Source organism: Rhodopseudomonas sp. NSM, from assembly GCF_052445935.1.
Taxonomy (GTDB): domain Bacteria; phylum Pseudomonadota; class Alphaproteobacteria; order Rhizobiales; family Xanthobacteraceae; genus Rhodopseudomonas.
Map to the genome: position 1 here is coordinate 769,276 of NZ_JBQTCH010000002.1, position 16,609 is coordinate 785,884.

The following is a 16,609-nucleotide window of genomic DNA, read 5'->3' on the forward strand; positions in this document are numbered from 1 at the left end:
CTCCCCGCAATGACGGATTTGAGCAGTTACCGCGATGCTCGCGATCGCGTCGGCTATCTATCGCCCCGCTGACAAGTCGAGTGCGCGAGCGCGTGCCGAAGTCTCACACGTCGGCGAGATCTTCTTCCAGGATCGCCATCTGGAACTGGAACGAGCGATCATCGTCCTCGTCGTCGACGAACAGCACCCCGACGAATTCCTCGCCGATATACACTTCGGCGGAGTCGTCCTTCTTCGGCCGCGGCACCACGCGGATCTTCGGATTGCCGAACACCCGCTTGAGATACGCATCGAGTTTTCTGACTTCCTGAACGTCCACGGTGATCTCCAATCCAACTAGATAACAAGGCTCCGACGCCCGGCGGACGCGCGGTCCGCGGGGCGATCGCGGCAAGCGAGGCCGCCGTCAGTACGTTCTCGCGCCGCTGACCGCAAGCCCCGGCGTCGCGATTCAGACTGCATTCGCAGCGAGACGAAAGTCCATCGGCTGAAAGCCGCCGGATCACAACCCGATGGCGTTGATCATCTGATCCATGGTGCGCGACGGCTCGGCGCAGCCGGCCTCGCCGACCACCTTGGCCGGCACACCGGCGACCGTCATGTTGTGCGGCACCGATTTCAGCACCACCGAGCCCGCGGCGATGCGGGCGCAATGGCCGACCTCGATATTGCCGAGGATCTTGGCGCCGGCGCCGATCATCACGCCGTGGCGAATCTTCGGATGCCGGTCCTCGTGCTCCTTGCCGGTGCCGCCGAGCGTCACGCCGTGCAGGATCGAAACGTCGTCCTCGATGATCGCGGTTTCGCCGACGACGAGGCCGGTCGCGTGGTCGAGAAAAATCCCGCGCCCGATGGTGGCGGCGGGATTGATGTCGGTCTGGAACACCGCGGAGGCGCGGCTCTGCAGGTAATACGCAAAATCCTTGCGGCCCTGGCGCAGCAGCCAGTGCGCCAGGCGATGCGTCTGGATGGCGTGGAAGCCCTTGTAGTACAGCAGCGGATCGATGAAGCGCGCGGTCGCCGGATCGCGATCGAACACCGCGACCATGTCGGCGCGGAAGGCGTTGCCGATATCCGGCGCGTCGCGCAGCGCCTCCTCGAAGGTCTGGCGGATCAGGTCGCCGGACAGCGCCGCATGATCGAGCCGCTCGGCGACACGATGCACCACCGCGTCTTCGAGGCGGTCGTGATGCAGCACGCTGGCGTAGATGAACGAAGCGAGCGTCGGCTCGCGGCGAACCACGTCCTCCGCCTCGGTGCGCACGCGCTCCCAGATCGGATCGAGCGACGTCAGTTTCGCGGATTGCGTATTGACCTGATGCATCACCATGCCGGCTCTCTCGATCTCGCCTCTCGGGTCCACTATAGCACGCCCGCCACAACGCTGTCCCGCCACCCCGCGCGCCCGGAGGGGATCGTCAGGATGACCGTTAACCCTTTCACGCGCAATCACATTGCCTCGATCACCGATGGCGGGGTGCGGTTGTCGCCGAATCTCAGGCTGGGGAGCGGGTCGATCCGGTCAGGCGAGACAACCGGCGGACGGAGCCGCGCCATCACGGCCGGCGCGCCAGAAAATCAACCACGCCTTGCTTGTAGACCCGGTCGCCGACCGCGCGCATGTGATCGCGCCGCGGGATGTCGAGCACTTCGGAGCCGGGAATCATGCCGCTGAGCTGATGCGCCGACCCGGCGACATCGTCGACGGTGCCGACCGCGATCAGCACCGGGACCGCGATCGCCGCCGCCTCCTCCGCGCTCATCAGCATCCGCGAGCCGCGCAGGCAGGCGGCGAGCGCCCTGCGATCGGAGCGGGTCTGGTCGGCGAAGGCGCGGAAGGTGCGGCCCACCGGATCGCTGACGTCGTCGAGCGACGGCGCCTCGAGCGCCAGCGCCACGCTCTCGCCCGGGCCGCCGCCATTGACCAGGCCGCTGCCGATGCCGCCGAGGATCGCCGCGCGCACGCGCTCGGGATGCCGGCGCGCCAGCGTCGCGGTGATGCGGCCGCCGAGCGAGTAGCCCATGACGTCGGCGCGATCGATCGAAAGATGATCCATCAGCGCGATGACGTCGCCCGCCATCGTGGTCAGTCCGTAGTCGGCGGGGTCGTACAGCTTCGAGGATTCGCCGTGGCCGCGATTGTCGAGCGCGACGACGCGGCGGCCGGCGCGCTTCAACTCCGACAGCCAGGACGGATACACCCAGTTGACGTTCTTGTTCGACGCAAAGCCGTGCACGAGCACGATCGGATCGCCCTCGCCGTCGTCGAGATATGCAATGCTGACACCGCCGTGATCAAAGCTCGGCATCGACCGTCCGATGATTGTTGAAGGAGATGGTGAGGATGTCGTGAGGAGACCGGCAGGATAGAGCGTTACGAGGCCCCGCGACAGTTACGAAACCGACAGGGCCGCTGCGACCGGAGACGGATTGACTTGCGCGCGCTGCGCCCGTTTCGCCTCGGCGAGCAGACGTTTCGCGCGCCGCGCCTTGCCGCGATCGATCGAGGCCTGCGTCATCCGCTCGACGCCGGCCTTCAGCGAGGTGACGAGGCCGAACAGCGTGATCAGCGCGCCGAAGATCCACCAGGCGAAATTCCACGCGCCGGTGGTGAGCAGCAACGCGCCGCGGCCGAGAATCTTGAGGAAGGCGCGGGTCTGGCCGCCTTTGGCCTCGGCGAGCCGCGCCGCGCGCGCGACATCCTTCGGGCCCTCCGCGATCTTCAGCGTATCGAGCGCGCCGCGGGTGCCGGCCTTGTCGCCGATGCGGCCGACATTCTTGGCCAGCCGCATCAGCCCGCCGGCCTTCTCGGCCCGGAACGCCGCTTTCACCGCGGTCAGGGTTTCGGCCGGGCGGCTGAACGAGGAGCCTGCGACCGCGCGCTGCAGCGCCGGCGCATCGACCACCTCGCGCGCCGAGCGGCTGGTCCATGTCGCCAGCCCCCCGCCGAGCCGGCCGACCTTGCGGGCGTCCTTGACCAGCGTGAGCCCGGCGCGCACCGGCGCTGCGCCGCCCAGGGTGACATAGGTCGCCGCGGTGATAGCGATGCCGGCGGCCGCGAGCCCGAGCACGACCCGGTCGGTCGCCGCGCCGGTGGCGAGATTGGTGCCCTCGCGGACGACGTCGCGGATGTCGCCGAACACGAACAGATCGCCCGCCACCGTGCCGGACAGGCTGGCGCCGTCCTCGGCCTTGCCGGTGACGAGACCGGTCGCGAAGCGGGTGGCGATGCCGGCGGCCGACTGCTGCGCGGCGACGGCCGCGGTGACGCGCGTGATCAGTTCGGCGGGAAGAGTGATATTCTGTGCAGCGGCAAGTTGCACCAGGCTGCCGGCGAGATCCGGATCGCGGGCCTCCAGCGCGTCAGTGATATGACGGCTGATCAGTTCCGGTTCCTGTTGCAATGCGGAGCCGATCTGCAACTCGGACAGTTGCGCCGGATCGTCCTGCGCGGCAAGAAAGGCCGCGCTGCGCCGGGCATGCGGCCACGTCAGCACCAGCGCGACCGCGCAGAGTGCGATGCCAGCTTTGGCGATGCCCAGTTTCAGACGCATTTGCTGCGGCCCTCGGTGTGTCATCAATGTGGGGTGTCACAGCTTGGACACAACCGATCCAACGAAAGAAGGGCTTCTCCAACATCATGGGATTGTGTCGAATTTCGACAGGCAAAGCCTGTCCGCGCGCTCTAGGAATCAGGAGCCGACGCCGGTATGGTGCGCTGCACCGTGATGATTGCCCTCTCCGTCGCGAGCTAAGGTGAGCCGAATGTCCGACCACGTGGTTCCTCATTTCCAGAACGATGCCGGCGTTCCCATGATCGAGATCGGCTCGAAGGAATTCATGTGCGTGGGCGCCAATCCGCCGTTCGATCATCCGCATGTGTTTCTCGACCTCGGCAACGACAACGAGATCATCTGTCCGTACTGCTCGACGCTGTATCGCTACGCGCCCGACCTCGGGCCCGGCGAAGCGCGCCCGCCGGAATGCGTGCTGAAGGACAAGGTCGCCTGATCGCATCGTGCCGGCGTCGCGCACGATCGTCGTTGCCGGCGCGGGAATCGGCGGACTGACGGCCTCGCTCGCGCTCGCGGCGCGCGGCTTTCGCGTCGTCGTTCTGGAAAAGACGGAACGGCTCGAGGAAGCCGGCGCCGGACTGCAACTCTCCCCCAACGCCAGCCGCGTGCTGATCGGTCTCGGCCTCGGTGACAGGCTCGCGCAGCGCGCGGTCGCGCCCGACGCGGTGACGGTGATGAGCGCGCGCAGCGGCCGCGCGGTGGTGCGGCTGCCGCTCGGCGAAGCCGCAGCAGCGCGCGCCGGAGCACCGTATTGGGTGATCCACCGCGCCGATCTGCAATCCGCGCTCGAGGCGCAGGTGGTCGCCCATCCGTCGATCGATTTGCGGCTCGGCTGCCGGTTCGAGGACTTCGCCAGCGACGCGCGCGGCGTCACGGTCGGTCATCGCCGGCGCACCGAACGCAAGCAGGAACAGGCGCTGGCGCTGATCGGCGCCGACGGCATCTGGTCGGCGGTGCGCGGGCAGTTATTTCCATCGACGCAGCCGCGGTTCAGCGGACTGATCGCCTGGCGCGGCACCGTCGACGCCAAAGTGATGCCGCGGACCGACCTGCCCGCCGGCGTGCAACTCTGGATGGGGCCGCAGGCGCATCTGGTGCTGTATCCGATTTCAGGCGGTCGGCGGATCAATCTGGTTGCGATCGTCGCCGACGACTGGAATCGCGAAGGCTGGAGCGCGCCGGGCGAGCCGCGCGAGATCAGGAACCGGTTCGCCGCCGCCGGCTGGGCGTCCTCGGCGCGCGACCTGATCGGCGCGGTCGAGAGCTGGAAGCGATGGGCGCTGTTCGCGATGCCCGATGGCGGCGCCTGGACCGCGGGCGCGACCGCGCTGCTCGGCGATGCGTCGCACGGCATGCTGCCGTTCGCCGCGCAGGGCGCCGGCATGGCGATCGAGGACGCCGCGGTGCTGGCGCAATGCCTCGGTGACAGCCACGGCGCCAATGCCGCCGGCGATACGCTGTCGGTGCCGGCGTCGCTGCAGCGCTACGCGCAGGCGCGCCGCGCGCGGGTGGCGCGGGTGCAGCGGCTGGCGCAGCAGAATGGCAGGATCTATCACCTCACCGGCCCGATGGCGCTGGCGCGCGATCTGGCGATGCAGGCACTCGGCGGCGAACGGTTGCTGGCGCGGCAAGGCTGGGTCTACGACTGGCGACCATGAGCCAGGTGGCGCCGCGGCGCGTCCAGACCCGGCTCAGCGCGCAGTGCGGCCCGAATGCGCCGGTGCGCGCGGGCCGGGCGCAGCCGCCGCGGGCGGCGGCGCCGCCTCGACGCATTTGTTGTCGCGCCAGGTCTGTTCGGCGAGCCGCGACTGGGCCTTCACGTTGATGTAGTCGTTGCGATAGGCGACCTCGGACACCACCGAGCCGGCGACGCCGGTCTGCGCCTTGCGCATCAGCCCGTCGAGATCGGCCAGTCGCGCATCGAGGGCTTTACGCTCCGCGGCAAGCTGCTCGCAATTGTACAGATCATATTTGGCGGGATCGACGAACGCCTGCGACATCGCACTGTCGCCGATCGCCGCGCAGCCCGACAGCCCCCCCGCCCCGACGACGAGCGCGGCGAAGGCGACGAAGCCCAAGCGAGATGAAACAAGGCGGCGGCGATCGGTCATGGCGCTCGTGACTGGCAGAACAATGTTGCGATTTCGGAAAGATCAGGCGGCAATGGCGGGAATGAGGCGCGGAAGCAGGCGGCACTGAGCCCGCTCCGGCGAGATCGCGCGCGAGGCGCAGGGCTGCGCCCGACGCGCGGACAGATTGCGACAGCGCAACGGGCCCGGCAAGATCCCGATGGCGCGGGGTCAACGGATCGTGCTGCAGGAGACCAGATGAGCGAACTCTTCCGGCCGGGAACGGCCGCCGATGTCGAGGCGATCACCGCACTGACGATGCAGGCCTATGCCAAATGGGTCGCACTGATCGGCCACGAGCCTCTGCCGATGCTCGCCGACTACGCGGTCGCGCTGCAGCAGCATCGCTTCGATCTGCTGGAGTCCGACGGCGCGCTGGCGGCGCTGATCGAAACCGAGCTACGCGACGACGATCTGCTGATCGTCAACGTCGCGGTGTCGCCGGACGCGCAGAAACGCGGCTACGGCCGCCGGCTGCTCGCCCACGCCGAACGCCTCGCCGCCGAGGCCGGCCGCGACACGCTGCGGCTCTACACCAATGCCCGCTTCGAAGAGAACATCCGCCTCTATGCCTCGCTCGGCTACGTCCACGAACACGACGAGACCCGCGCCAATGGCGACAAGGTGGTGCACATGGTGAAGCGGATCGGTTAGCGAGGGCGGAATCCGTTCACCCGCTGGATGAGGCATAGAACGACTTGCGATAACTCATTATGTTACGCGTGATCTGCAAAATCTTGTTGTGAAGGAAGCTCTGACCCGAACGGGTGAACTGCGCTATACCCGCTATCACCTGAGACTGGACTAATCACGCCCCTTATACGGCTTTGGTGCGGACGGCGGGGGTCGAACCCGCACGACGTTGCCATCGAGGGATTTTAAGTCCCTTGCGTCTACCAGTTTCGCCACGTCCGCATCGGGCCGCTCGGGCCGTCATTGCATCCGACCACACATCGGCGGCAGGTGTCCGGTGAAATCACCGGTCCGCCCGCGACAGGAATTCGCCGTGCACTGCGTCCCGAAACCCTGCAACCGGCGCGGTGGGTCGCGGCGGTGCCTCGATCCACGCCAGAGCGCCGCATTCATAGTCGAGGGCGGGGCGCAACGCAAAGCGGGGTTGCGGCGACGGGGGGACTGGGCGCGCAGTGCGCTTTGACATTGCCAGGCATTGTCGGGTGAGATGCTGCAAGCCCGCGCCGAGGCCGGCTCCGCCTAGGTCCTGCCCGGCCCTGCGCGTGGCTTGCCGGGATCCTCGCCGGATCCTTGCCGGATTCCTTGCCCGATCCTTGCATACAAGCGCTGCGACTGTTTCACCTCACGTCAACCAGACCACCAAGGGTGCTCCCGAACATGCCGACCATCGACCGCATCGATGCCTTCGCCGACGAACTGACCGCGATCCGCCGCGATCTGCACATGCATCCGGAGATCGGCTTCGAGGAGGTCCGCACCTCCAACATCGTCGCCGAGAAACTCGACCAATGGGGCATCGAGGTGCACCGCGGGCTCGGCGGCACCGGCGTGGTCGGCGTGCTGAAGGGCAACGGCTCCGGCAATCGCCGGATCGGCCTGCGCGCCGACATGGACGCGCTGCCGATGGAGGAGCACACCAATCTGGCGTGGCGCTCCACCATTCCCGGCCGCTTCCACGGCTGCGGCCATGACGCCCACACCACCATGCTGCTCGGTACCGCGCGGTATCTCGCCGAGACCCGCAATTTCGACGGCACCGTGCATTTCATCTTCCAGCCGGCCGAAGAAGGCCTCGGCGGCGCCCGCGCGATGCTGAAGGACGGGCTGTTCCAGAAATTCCCCTGCGACGAGCTCTACGGCCTGCACAACGCGCCCGACCTCGCCCATGGCGAGATCGCGATCCTGCCCGGGCCGGCGATGGCCGGCGCCGATTTCTTCGACATCACCATCTCGGGCTACGGCGCCCACGGTGCGATGCCGGAGCGCTCCAAGGACCCGGTGGTGATCGCGATGACGCTGGGGCAAGCGCTGCAGACCATCGTCAGCCGCAACGTCGATCCGCTGCACTCCGCGGTGCTGTCGATCACCCAGATCCATTCCGGCTCGGCCTACAACGTCATCCCCGGCGAAGCGCGGCTCGCCGGCACCGTCCGGGCGTTCTCCGACGACATCCGCAAACTGGTGCGCGAGCGGATGCGCGCGCTCGCGGCCGGCATCGCGGCGGCGTTCGACGTCGAAATCACCGTCGAGATCCGCGACATCTTCAGCGTGCTGGTGAACCAGCAGGCGCAGAGCGACGTGGTCGCCGAAGTCGCCCGCGGCGTGGTCGGCGACGCCAACGTCAAGCTGCGCGAGCAGCCGAAGATGGGCTCCGAGGATTTCGCCGACATGCTGCAGGCGATCCCAGGCGCGTATTTCTGGGTCGGCCATGACGGCGACGTGCCGGTGCACAATCCCGGCTACGTGCTCGACGACAAGATCCTGCCGATCGGCGCCAGCATGTTCGCGCGCATCGTCGAAACCCGTTTGCCGGCAGCCGCCAATGTCTGACGGCGTGACGAGCAAGACCACCGCGCTGCACGACCTCAGCGCCACCGAACTGCTCGCCGGCTACTACGCGAAGCAGTTCTCGCCGTCCGAGGTGATCGACGACGTCATCGCCCAGGCGCAGCGCTGGGAACCGCAGCTCAACGCGCTGTATGCGTGCGATCCCGACGGCGCACGCGCCGCGGCGAAGCAATCGACCGAGCGCTGGCAAAAAGGCGAACCGCAGGGCGTGCTCGACGGCGTGCCGGTGACCATCAAGGAGAACGTCGCGACCAAGGGCGTGCCGATTCCGCTCGGCGTGCCGATCACCGCGCCGACGCCGGCGACGGTGGATGCGCCGCCCGCGGCGCGGCTGCGCGAAGCCGGCGCGATCCTGTGGACCAAGACCACGATGCCGGATTTCGGCATGCTGTCGTCCGGCCTGTCGAGCTTCCACGGCGTCACCCGCAATCCGTGGGACACTACGCAGAACACCGGAGGTTCCTCCTCCGGCGCGGGCGCCGCGGGGGCTGCGGGCTACGGGCCGCTGCATCTCGGCACCGACATCGGCGGCTCGGTTCGCTTGCCTGCGAACTGGTGCGGCCTGTTCGCGCTGAAGCCCTCGCTCGGCCGCGTGCCGATCGATCCGCCCTATGTCGGCCGCTGCGCAGGGCCGATGACGCGGACGGTCGACGACTCCGCGCTGATGATGAGCGTGCTGTCGCTTCCCGATGCGCGCGACGGCATGAACCTGCCGCCGAACGATTTCGCCTGGCACGATCTGGCGACCGATCTGCGCGGCAAGACCATCGGCCTCGTCACCGATCTCGGCTTCGGCATGAAGCTCGACGACGAGGTGCGAGCCGTCGTGCTGAACGCCACGCGCAGCTTCGAGGCGCAGGGCGCGACCGTCCGCGAGGTGTCGCTCGACTTCACCCGCGAGATGATGGACGGGCTCGACGCGTTCTGGCGGGCGCGGATGTGGGACGACGTCTCCAAGCTCAGCGAGGCGCAGCGCGCGCAGGTGCTGCCCTATATCGTGCGCTGGGCCGAGCGCGGCGCGACGCTGAGCGGCGTCGAGGTGGTACGCGGCTTCAACCAGACCATGGCGGTGCGCGCCATGGCGGCGAAGCTGTTCGCGGAGATCGACTATCTGATCTCGCCGGTGGCGCCGGTGGTGAGTTTCCCCGCCGAGCTGCCCTCGCCGCTCGACGATCCGGACATTCCGTTCGACCACATCCTCTATACCGTGCCGTGGAATATGTCGGAGAATCCGGCGGCGTCGATCAATGGCGGGTACAGTTCGAAGGGATTTCCGATCGGCGTGCAGATCGTGGGTAGGCGGTTCGACGATCTCGGCGTGCTGCGCATGGCGAAGGCGTTCGAAGATGTTCGCGGCGCGCAGCAGCCGTGGCCGGTGCCGCCGCGCTGAGTAGTCGCGCTTGACCAAGGCACCACGCGCACCCTAACGATTGTCGTTCTGGGGCGCGAGCGAAAGCTCGCGAACCCGGAATCCATAACCACCGCCAGGGGGTATGGATTCCCGGTCTGCGCGCAGATGCGCGCATCCCGGAATGACGCGCCGAAAGGCATCAACAACAACAACAACGGGCGAAGGAAACACCCATGTCCTACGAGACGATCAAATACGAGGTCGCCGACCAGATCCTCACCATCACGCTGAACCGTCCGGAGAAGCTGAACGCCTTCAATCCGGCGATGCAGCGCGAGCTGATCGAGGCGTTCGACAAGGCCGATGCCGACGACAATGTGCGCGCGATCATCGTCACCGGCGAAGGCCGCGCGTTCTGCGCCGGCGCCGATCTGTCGTCCGGCGCCGACACCTTCGACCGCGACGCGCGCCGCGGCCCGGTGCGGCGCAACGCCGACGGTTCGGTCGACTACGCCGACCCGCAGGTGCGCGACGGCGGCGGACAAGTCACGCTGCGGATCTTCAAATGCCTGAAGCCGGTGATCGCCGCCGTCAACGGCCCCGCGGTCGGCATCGGCGTCACCATGCAGCTCGCCATGGACATCCGCATCGCGTCCGAGGCGGCGCGGTTCGGCTTCGTGTTCTCGCAGCGCGGCATCGTGCCGGAAGCCGCCTCGAGCTGGTTCCTGCCGCGCATCGTCGGCATCAGCCAGGCGTTGGAGTGGTGCTACACCGGGAAGGTGTTCCCGGCGCAGGAAGCGCTCGACGGCAAGCTCGTCAGCCGCGTGGTGCCGGCCGATCAGTTGATCGAGACCGCGCGAACGCTGGCCAAGGAAATCGCCGCCAAGACCGCGCCGGTGTCGGTGGCACTGATCCGGCAGATGATGTGGCGGATGCTCGGCGCCGACGATCCGATGGAAGCCCACAAGATCGACAGCCGCGGCATCTACGAACGCGGCCGCTCCGACGACGTCAAGGAAGGCGTGTCCTCGTTCCTGGAAAAGCGCCCGGCGCAGTTCAGGAACAAGGTGACGGCCGACATGCCGGCGTATTTCCCGTGGTGGGACGAGCGGGAATACAAGTAAGCGCAGCGCGCTCATCGAGCGGACCGGCAACAATCGCCGTCATTCCGGGGCGCGAGCGCCAGCTCGCGAACCCGGAATCCCGCGGTGATTGCAAAGAGAGATTCCGGGTTCGCGCTACGCGCGCCCCGGAATGACGAACGAGAGGACGGTGCGCGCGCGTCGCGCGGCCTCACCCCTCCTGCGCCGGGGCGGCTTTCAGCTCCGGGAACTCCTCTTCGCGAAACTCGATGCCGCGCAACGAGTCGGTCTGGTCGTGCTCGTGCTCGATCCGGCGCAGATGCACGCGGCGGATTTTTCCCGAGATCGTCTTCGGTAGTTCGGTCACGAGTTCGAGCTTGCGGATGCGCTTGAACGGGGACATCCGCGCCTGCATGTGGCGGAAGATCGACAGCGCGGTGTCGCGCGAGCGATCGGCGCCTGCGGTCAGCAGCACATAGGCCTTCGGGATCGCCAGCTTGATCGGGTCCGGGCTCGGCACCACCGCGGCCTCAGCGACGGCATCGTGTTCGAGCAGCACGCTCTCCAGTTCGAACGGCGAGATCCGGTAGTCCGAGGATTTGAACACGTCGTCGGTGCGGCCGACGAAGGTGAGATAGCCGTCGTCATCGGCGAAGGCGACGTCGCCGGAGCGATAGATCGCGCCGTCCGCGCCGCTGAGCTTGCCGCCCTCACCCTGATAGCCCTGCATCAGGCCGGCGGGCCGCGCGTCGCCCAGCGCCAGCGTGATCTCGCCCTCTTTCGCCGGCTGGCCGTCGGCATCGGTGATCCGCACGACATAGCCCGGCAGCGGCCGGCCCATCGAGCCGATCTTCACCTTCTGGCCGGGCGAATTGCCGACCATCGCGGTGGTCTCGGTCTGGCCGTAGCCGTCGCGGATGGTGACGCCCCAGGCGGCCTTGACCTGATCGATCACTTCGGGATTGAGCGGCTCGCCGGCGCCGCAGACCTCGCGCAGCGCGACTTTGTAGTCCGCGAGCTTTTCCTGGATGAACATCCGCCACACCGTCGGCGGCGCGCACAGCGTGGTGACGCCGCAGCGGCCGATCGTCGCCAAAAGACTCTTGGCGTCGAACCGCGGCTGGTTGACGACGAACACGGTTGCGCCGGCGTTCCACGGCGCGAACAGACAACTCCACGCATGTTTCGCCCAGCCGGGCGATGAGATATTGAGGTGCACGTCGCCGGGCTGCAGCCCGAGCCAGAACATCGTCGACAGCGCGCCGACCGGATAGGAGCGCTGGCTGTGCCGCACCAGCTTCGGCTTCGCGGTGGTGCCGGAGGTGAAATACAACAGCATCGGATCGTCGGCCTGCGTCGGCCCGTCCGGCGCGAAGGAGTCCGGCTGCTGCGCCGTCTCGTCGTAGCCGAGCCAGCCATCCTGCGCGGGGCCGACGACGATGCGCACCAGATCGTCGGCGCCGAGATCCTTGAATTTCGCGACCTGATCCGGCGCCGCAATCACCGCTTTGGCGGCACCGCGCTCGAGCCGGTCGCGCAGCTCATCCGGCGTCAGCAGCGTCGTCGCCGGGATGGTGACGAGGCCGAGCTTGATCGCCGCCAGCATCACCTCCCACAACGGCACGACATTACCGAGCAGCAGCAGCAGATGATCGCCGCGCTTCAGGCCCTTGGCACGCAGATAGTTCGCGACCTGATTGGAGCGTTTCGACATCTGCGCGAAGCTGGGCTTCAGTTCGGTGCCGGTCGGACCATCGACAATCCACAGCGCCGCGCGGTCGCGGCTGTCGGGATTGGTCGCGAGCTCGGCGTCGAACCAGTCCAGCGCCCAGTTGAACGGCACCGGATCGGGCCATTTGAAACCGGCGACCGCGGCGGCGTAGTCGGTGCGATGGTCGAGCAGGAAGGAACGGGCCTGTTGAAATGTGGTCATGGCGCCCTCGTCAATCGTCTCACTGAGCAACTACAAAGAAGACGTCATCCTGAGGAGCCCGGCGAAGCCGGGCGTCTCGAAGGATGGGCCGCTTGCACTTGCCGCCGCATCCTTCGAGGCTCGCTTCGCTCGCACCTCAGGATGACGACGCCGTGTGCGCGGCGATTACTTCCGCCCCTGCTCGCGCAGGTAGTTGATGATGCCGGAGAAATCCGAGCCGCCATTTCCGGCCTGTTCGAACGCGGCGTAGAGCTCGGCGGCGTGGGCGCCGAGCGGGGTCGCGGCGCCGGAGGTCTGCGCGGCCTCCTGCGACAGCTTCAGATCCTTCAGCATCAAGGCCGCCGCGAAGCCGGGCTTGTAGCCGTTGTTGGCCGGCGAGGTCGGCACCGGGCCGGGCACCGGGCAATAGGTCGTCAGCGACCAGCACTGGCCCGACGAGGTCGAGGCGACGTCGAACAGCGCCTGATGCGACAGGCCGAGCTTTTCGGCCAGCGTGAACGCCTCTCCGACCGCGATCATCGAAATGCCGAGGATCATGTTGTTGCAGATCTTCGCCGCCTGCCCCGCGCCGGCGCCGCCGCAATGCACGATCTTCTTGCCCATCTGGTCGAGCACCGGCTTGGCCGCGGCGAACGCCGCCTCGCTGCCGCCGGCCATGAAGGTCAGCGTCGCCGCCTTCGCGCCGCCGGTGCCGCCGGAGACCGGCGCGTCGATCGCGGCGATGCCGCCCTTCGCCGCCAGCTTATGCGCCTGCACCGCGCTTTCGACGTCGATGGTCGAGCAATCGATGATCAGCGAGCCTTTGGCGATATGCGGCAGGATCTCGTTCCAGACCGCGAGCACGTGCTTGCCGGCGGGCAGCATGGTGACGATCACGCCAGCGCCCTGCACGGCGTCGACGGCGGAGTTGGCGATCGCGACGCCGTCGGCCCTGGCTGCGTCGCAGGACGCGGCGGCCAGATCGAAGCCCACGACCTTGCGGCCGGCCTTGACCAGATTGGCGGCCATCGGCCCGCCCATATTGCCGAGTCCGATGAATGCGATATTCGTCATATCCTCCCCCTTCGTCCCTCGCCTGTCCCGGCTCTTCAGTCCGGAAATTGCAGCTCGTCGGCGCCGCGGTCTTCAAAGTAGCGCGCCACGATGTCCGGCGTCACCTCTTCGATCGTGGCCGGACGCCATTTCGGCGCGCGGTCCTTGTCGATCACCGCAGCGCGAATGCCCTCGACGAAATCGTCGCTGACGAACACCTGCAGCGCGGCGCGATATTCGTGCACCAGGCATTCTTCCAGCGACGCCGCGCCGCGCGCGATCCGCAGCAGCTTCAGCGCGACCTTGAGGCTGGTCGGCGACTTCGCCCGCAGCGCCTTCAGCGTGGCTTGCGCGAACTCCGAGCCGTCGCTCTGGAGATCCGCGAGGATCTCCTCGACGGTGTCGTGCGCGAACCATTGGTCGATCTGCTGCGCGTGAAGCTGCGCCGACCCTGCCTCGGGCGTGATCGTGAACCGCGCGATGATGCCGCGAACATTGTCGGCATGGGCATCGGCCGACGCCGCTGTCAACGCGGCGCGCAGCTCAGGCCATGCTGACGCCGGCACGAACGCATCGGCAAACTTCGCGTGGATCGCGTCGGCGCCGTTCATGGTCTCGCCGGTGAGGCCGAAATAGGTGCCGATCTCGCCGGGCGCGCGCGACAACAGCCAGGTGCCGCCGACATCGGGGAAGAAGCCGATGCCGACCTCGGGCATCGCGATTTTCGTCTTGTCGGTGACGACGCGATGGCTGCCATGGCCGGCGATGCCGACGCCGCCACCCATCACCAGGCCGTCCATATAGGCGACATAGGGCTTCGGATATTTCGCGATCCGCGCGTTCATGATGTACTCTTCGCGCCAAAATACTTTGCCGAGATCGCCGCCCTCGCGCGCGCTGTTGTACAGCCCGACGATGTCGCCGCCGGCGCACAGCCCGCGATCGCCTGCGCCTTCGATCAGGATCAGCGCGACGCCCGGATCGGCTTCGAAATCAGTCAGCGCGGCGTCGAGGCCGCGCGCCATCTCCAACGTCAGCGCATTCAGCGCTTTCGGCCGGTTGAGCCGGACCACGCCGGCCGCGCCCTCGCGCCGGACGATCAGGTCGGGTTCGGTCATCGGCGCATTCATCGGTTGTCCTCGAGCAGCTTGCGCGACACGATCAGCCGCATGATCTCGTTGGTGCCTTCGAGGATCTGGTGCACGCGCAGATCGCGCACGATTTTCTCGACGCCGTATTCGGCGAGATAGCCGTAGCCGCCGTGCAGCTGCAGCGCGTCGTTGGCGACGTTGAAGCCGGTGTCGGTGGCGAAGCGCTTGGCCATCGCGCACAGCTTGGTGGCGTCGGCGTCCTTGCGGTCGAGCGCGGCGGCGGCGCGCCACAGCAGCGTCCGCGCCGCTTCGAGCTCGGTGGCCATGTCGGCGAGGCGAAACTGCAGCGCCTGGAATTCATCGAGGCGCTTGCCGAAGGCCTTGCGCTCTTTCATGTAGTCCAGCGCCTTGGATAGCGCCGACTGCGCGCCGCCGAGCGAACACGCGCCGATGTTGAGCCTTCCGCCGTCGAGCCCGGCCATCGCGATCTTGAAGCCGATGCCCTCGTCGCCGAGCCGGTTGGCGACCGGCACGCGGGCGTTCTCGAAGATCACCGCGCGGGTCGGCTGCGCGTTCCAGCCCATCTTGCGCTCGTTGGCGCCGAAGCTGAGACCGGGGGTGTCCTTGTCGACGACGAGCGTCGAGATCCCGCCCGGACCGTCGCCGCCTGTGCGCACCATCACCACATAGAGATCGTTGGCGCCGGCGCCGGAGATGAACTGCTTCTGGCCGTTGAGCACATAATGATCGCCGTCGATCACCGCGCGGGTGCGCAGCGCCGCGGCGTCCGAGCCCGAGCCCGGCTCGGTCAGGCAGTAGCTGGCGATCAGCTCCATGCTGCACAGTCTCGGCAGCCATTGCTGCCGCTGCGCCTGCGAGCCGTAGCTGTCGATCATCCACGCCGCCATGTTGTGGATCGAGATGAAGGCCGAGATCGCCGGGCATCCTTCCGCCAGCGCCTCGAAGATCAAGGCCGCGTCGAACCGCGTCATCGCGCTGCCGCCGACGTCGTCGCGGATGTAGATGCCGCCGATCCCGAGCGCCGCCGCCTGCCGGATCACGTCCAGTGGCAGATGCTTGTCCTCGTCCCATTGCAGCGCGTGCGGCGCGATCTTCTCGGCAGCGAAATCGCGCGCCATGTCGCGGATGGCGCGCTGGTCTTCGTTGAGGTCGAACATTGTCATGCGGGTTGCCAGTCGGAGAGAAGGGTCACGTAGCGGGCGTGTTCGGTGCCGGCTAGCTTGGCGGCGAAGCGACGGTCGGCCGTTATCATGACTGCGTTCATCCGACGAGCCGCCTCGAGATAGATGAAATCGTAAACCGGATGACGAAAGGTACAACCGTTGAGCAAAGCCGCCTCAAGCAAATCATCGGTCGCCACGATACCGTCGAAATAGCTACGCAGTGATCGAAAGTAGCTGACCGCCTCCATGGCAGACATCAGCCCCGCCGATGTTTTCCGGCACAGCGCGTTTGCAATCTCTCCGAAAATAATCTGAGGCGCGAACAGCCGATCGCTGCCGAGCGACAATTCATCGGCCGCCGGAGCGTCCGGTTCAGCAACGAACCATTTCACCGCGACACTTGCGTCGACGATGAAATCGGTCACATCAACCCTTCCCTGATCTCGTCGAGAGTGAGCGAGGGTTGTATCTCGGGATGCTGTGATCGGAAATAGTGAGACACCGCGACACGTTCTTCGGGAGTGAACTTCTCTGCACCCTGCAAGAGCAGCTCGACCTCCTGATCGAAGGTGCGCCCTTTCGCGCGGGCACGTCGCTCGAACGAGGCCAACGCTTCCTCCACGCGGCTACGTAGCTGTGCTTCGGCCATCATACACCTCCTCGAACTCCGGCGAGGCCGCACCCGGCCCCA

The 16,609-nt window shown here is 67.2% G+C and carries 17 protein-coding genes and 1 tRNA gene; 6 read left to right on the forward strand and 12 right to left on the reverse strand.

What is annotated here, in order from left to right; translation table 11 throughout:
- Positions 1 to 103 precede the first annotated feature (103 nt).
- From ACTZWT_RS07860 to ACTZWT_RS07875, 4 genes are all read right to left on the reverse strand, one after another.
- On the reverse strand, positions 104 to 319 hold the full coding sequence (locus ACTZWT_RS07860; RefSeq protein WP_444769091.1) for a DUF3126 family protein: 216 nt from the start codon (positions 317 to 319) through the stop codon (positions 104 to 106).
- Positions 320 to 502: 183 nt separating this feature from the next.
- Positions 503 to 1,330 (reverse strand): serine O-acetyltransferase, encoded by an 828-nt coding sequence (gene cysE, locus ACTZWT_RS07865; RefSeq protein ID WP_444769092.1) that lies wholly within the window; start codon positions 1,328 to 1,330, stop codon positions 503 to 505.
- Positions 1,331 to 1,556: 226 nt separating this feature from the next.
- The gene (locus ACTZWT_RS07870) at positions 1,557 to 2,309 is read right to left on the reverse strand and encodes an alpha/beta fold hydrolase (protein WP_444769093.1); all 753 of its coding nucleotides are present in this window, start codon (positions 2,307 to 2,309) and stop codon (positions 1,557 to 1,559) included.
- An 84-nt stretch (positions 2,310 to 2,393) separates the two neighbouring features.
- The gene (locus tag ACTZWT_RS07875) at positions 2,394 to 3,554 is read right to left on the reverse strand and encodes a hypothetical protein (RefSeq protein ID WP_444769094.1); all 1,161 of its coding nucleotides are present in this window, start codon (positions 3,552 to 3,554) and stop codon (positions 2,394 to 2,396) included.
- 211 nt (positions 3,555 to 3,765) lie between these two features.
- Here ACTZWT_RS07875 and ACTZWT_RS07880 point away from each other — a divergent pair, with 211 nt between their 5' ends.
- Together ACTZWT_RS07880 and ACTZWT_RS07885 are read left to right on the forward strand one after the other, a co-directional pair.
- Positions 3,766 to 4,011 (forward strand): zinc-finger domain-containing protein, encoded by a 246-nt coding sequence (locus ACTZWT_RS07880; RefSeq protein ID WP_444769095.1) that lies wholly within the window; start codon positions 3,766 to 3,768, stop codon positions 4,009 to 4,011.
- Between the two features lie 7 nt (positions 4,012 to 4,018).
- The gene (locus ACTZWT_RS07885; protein WP_444769096.1) at positions 4,019 to 5,233 is read left to right on the forward strand and encodes an FAD-dependent monooxygenase; all 1,215 of its coding nucleotides are present in this window, start codon (positions 4,019 to 4,021) and stop codon (positions 5,231 to 5,233) included.
- A 33-nt stretch (positions 5,234 to 5,266) separates the two neighbouring features.
- Here ACTZWT_RS07885 and ACTZWT_RS07890 read toward each other — a convergent pair whose 3' ends face one another.
- Entirely contained in the window at positions 5,267 to 5,686 is a 420-nt protein-coding gene (locus ACTZWT_RS07890; protein WP_444769097.1) for a twin-arginine translocation pathway signal, read from the reverse strand.
- Positions 5,687 to 5,902: 216 nt separating this feature from the next.
- On the opposite strand from ACTZWT_RS07890, the gene ACTZWT_RS07895 reads away from it, so the two are divergent.
- Positions 5,903 to 6,358, forward strand: a complete 456-nt coding sequence (locus ACTZWT_RS07895) for a GNAT family N-acetyltransferase (protein WP_444769098.1) — start codon at positions 5,903 to 5,905, stop codon at positions 6,356 to 6,358.
- 174 nt (positions 6,359 to 6,532) lie between these two features.
- Here the strand turns inward: ACTZWT_RS07895 and ACTZWT_RS07900 are convergent.
- Positions 6,533 to 6,619 (reverse strand) — tRNA-Leu (locus tag ACTZWT_RS07900).
- A 435-nt stretch (positions 6,620 to 7,054) separates the two neighbouring features.
- On the opposite strand from ACTZWT_RS07900, the gene ACTZWT_RS07905 reads away from it, so the two are divergent.
- The 3 genes from ACTZWT_RS07905 to ACTZWT_RS07915 all read left to right on the forward strand — a co-directional run bounded on the left by ACTZWT_RS07905 (position 7,055) and on the right by ACTZWT_RS07915 (position 10,720).
- Positions 7,055 to 8,227, forward strand: coding sequence for a M20 aminoacylase family protein (locus ACTZWT_RS07905; protein ID WP_444769099.1), 1,173 nt, complete (start codon positions 7,055 to 7,057; stop codon positions 8,225 to 8,227).
- A complete protein-coding gene (locus ACTZWT_RS07910) occupies positions 8,220 to 9,635 on the forward strand; it encodes an amidase (protein ID WP_444769100.1) in 1,416 nt (471 codons plus the stop codon). The genes ACTZWT_RS07905 and ACTZWT_RS07910 overlap by 8 nt, the downstream gene beginning before the upstream one ends.
- A 194-nt stretch (positions 9,636 to 9,829) precedes the next feature.
- A complete protein-coding gene (locus ACTZWT_RS07915; protein WP_444769101.1) occupies positions 9,830 to 10,720 on the forward strand; it encodes a crotonase/enoyl-CoA hydratase family protein in 891 nt (296 codons plus the stop codon).
- Positions 10,721 to 10,889: 169 nt separating this feature from the next.
- On the opposite strand, the gene ACTZWT_RS07920 is transcribed toward ACTZWT_RS07915, so the two are convergent.
- The 6 genes from ACTZWT_RS07920 to ACTZWT_RS07945 form a co-directional block, all read right to left on the reverse strand.
- Positions 10,890 to 12,611, reverse strand: a complete 1,722-nt coding sequence (locus ACTZWT_RS07920; RefSeq protein ID WP_444769102.1) for an AMP-binding protein — start codon at positions 12,609 to 12,611, stop codon at positions 10,890 to 10,892.
- Between the two features lie 165 nt (positions 12,612 to 12,776).
- Positions 12,777 to 13,664, reverse strand: a complete 888-nt coding sequence (mmsB, locus tag ACTZWT_RS07925) for a 3-hydroxyisobutyrate dehydrogenase (RefSeq protein ID WP_444769103.1) — start codon at positions 13,662 to 13,664, stop codon at positions 12,777 to 12,779.
- Positions 13,665 to 13,699: 35 nt separating this feature from the next.
- The gene (locus ACTZWT_RS07930; RefSeq protein ID WP_444769104.1) at positions 13,700 to 14,773 is read right to left on the reverse strand and encodes an enoyl-CoA hydratase/isomerase family protein; all 1,074 of its coding nucleotides are present in this window, start codon (positions 14,771 to 14,773) and stop codon (positions 13,700 to 13,702) included.
- On the reverse strand, positions 14,770 to 15,918 hold the full coding sequence (locus ACTZWT_RS07935) for an isobutyryl-CoA dehydrogenase (protein ID WP_444769105.1): 1,149 nt from the start codon (positions 15,916 to 15,918) through the stop codon (positions 14,770 to 14,772). Before ACTZWT_RS07935 ends, ACTZWT_RS07930 begins: the two co-directional genes overlap by 4 nt.
- Positions 15,915 to 16,343, reverse strand: coding sequence for a type II toxin-antitoxin system VapC family toxin (locus ACTZWT_RS07940; RefSeq protein WP_444769106.1), 429 nt, complete (start codon positions 16,341 to 16,343; stop codon positions 15,915 to 15,917). Before ACTZWT_RS07940 ends, ACTZWT_RS07935 begins: the two co-directional genes overlap by 4 nt.
- Entirely contained in the window at positions 16,340 to 16,567 is a 228-nt protein-coding gene (locus tag ACTZWT_RS07945) for a hypothetical protein (protein WP_322517664.1), read from the reverse strand. The genes ACTZWT_RS07940 and ACTZWT_RS07945 overlap by 4 nt, the downstream gene beginning before the upstream one ends.
- Positions 16,568 to 16,609: the final 42 nt, after the last annotated feature.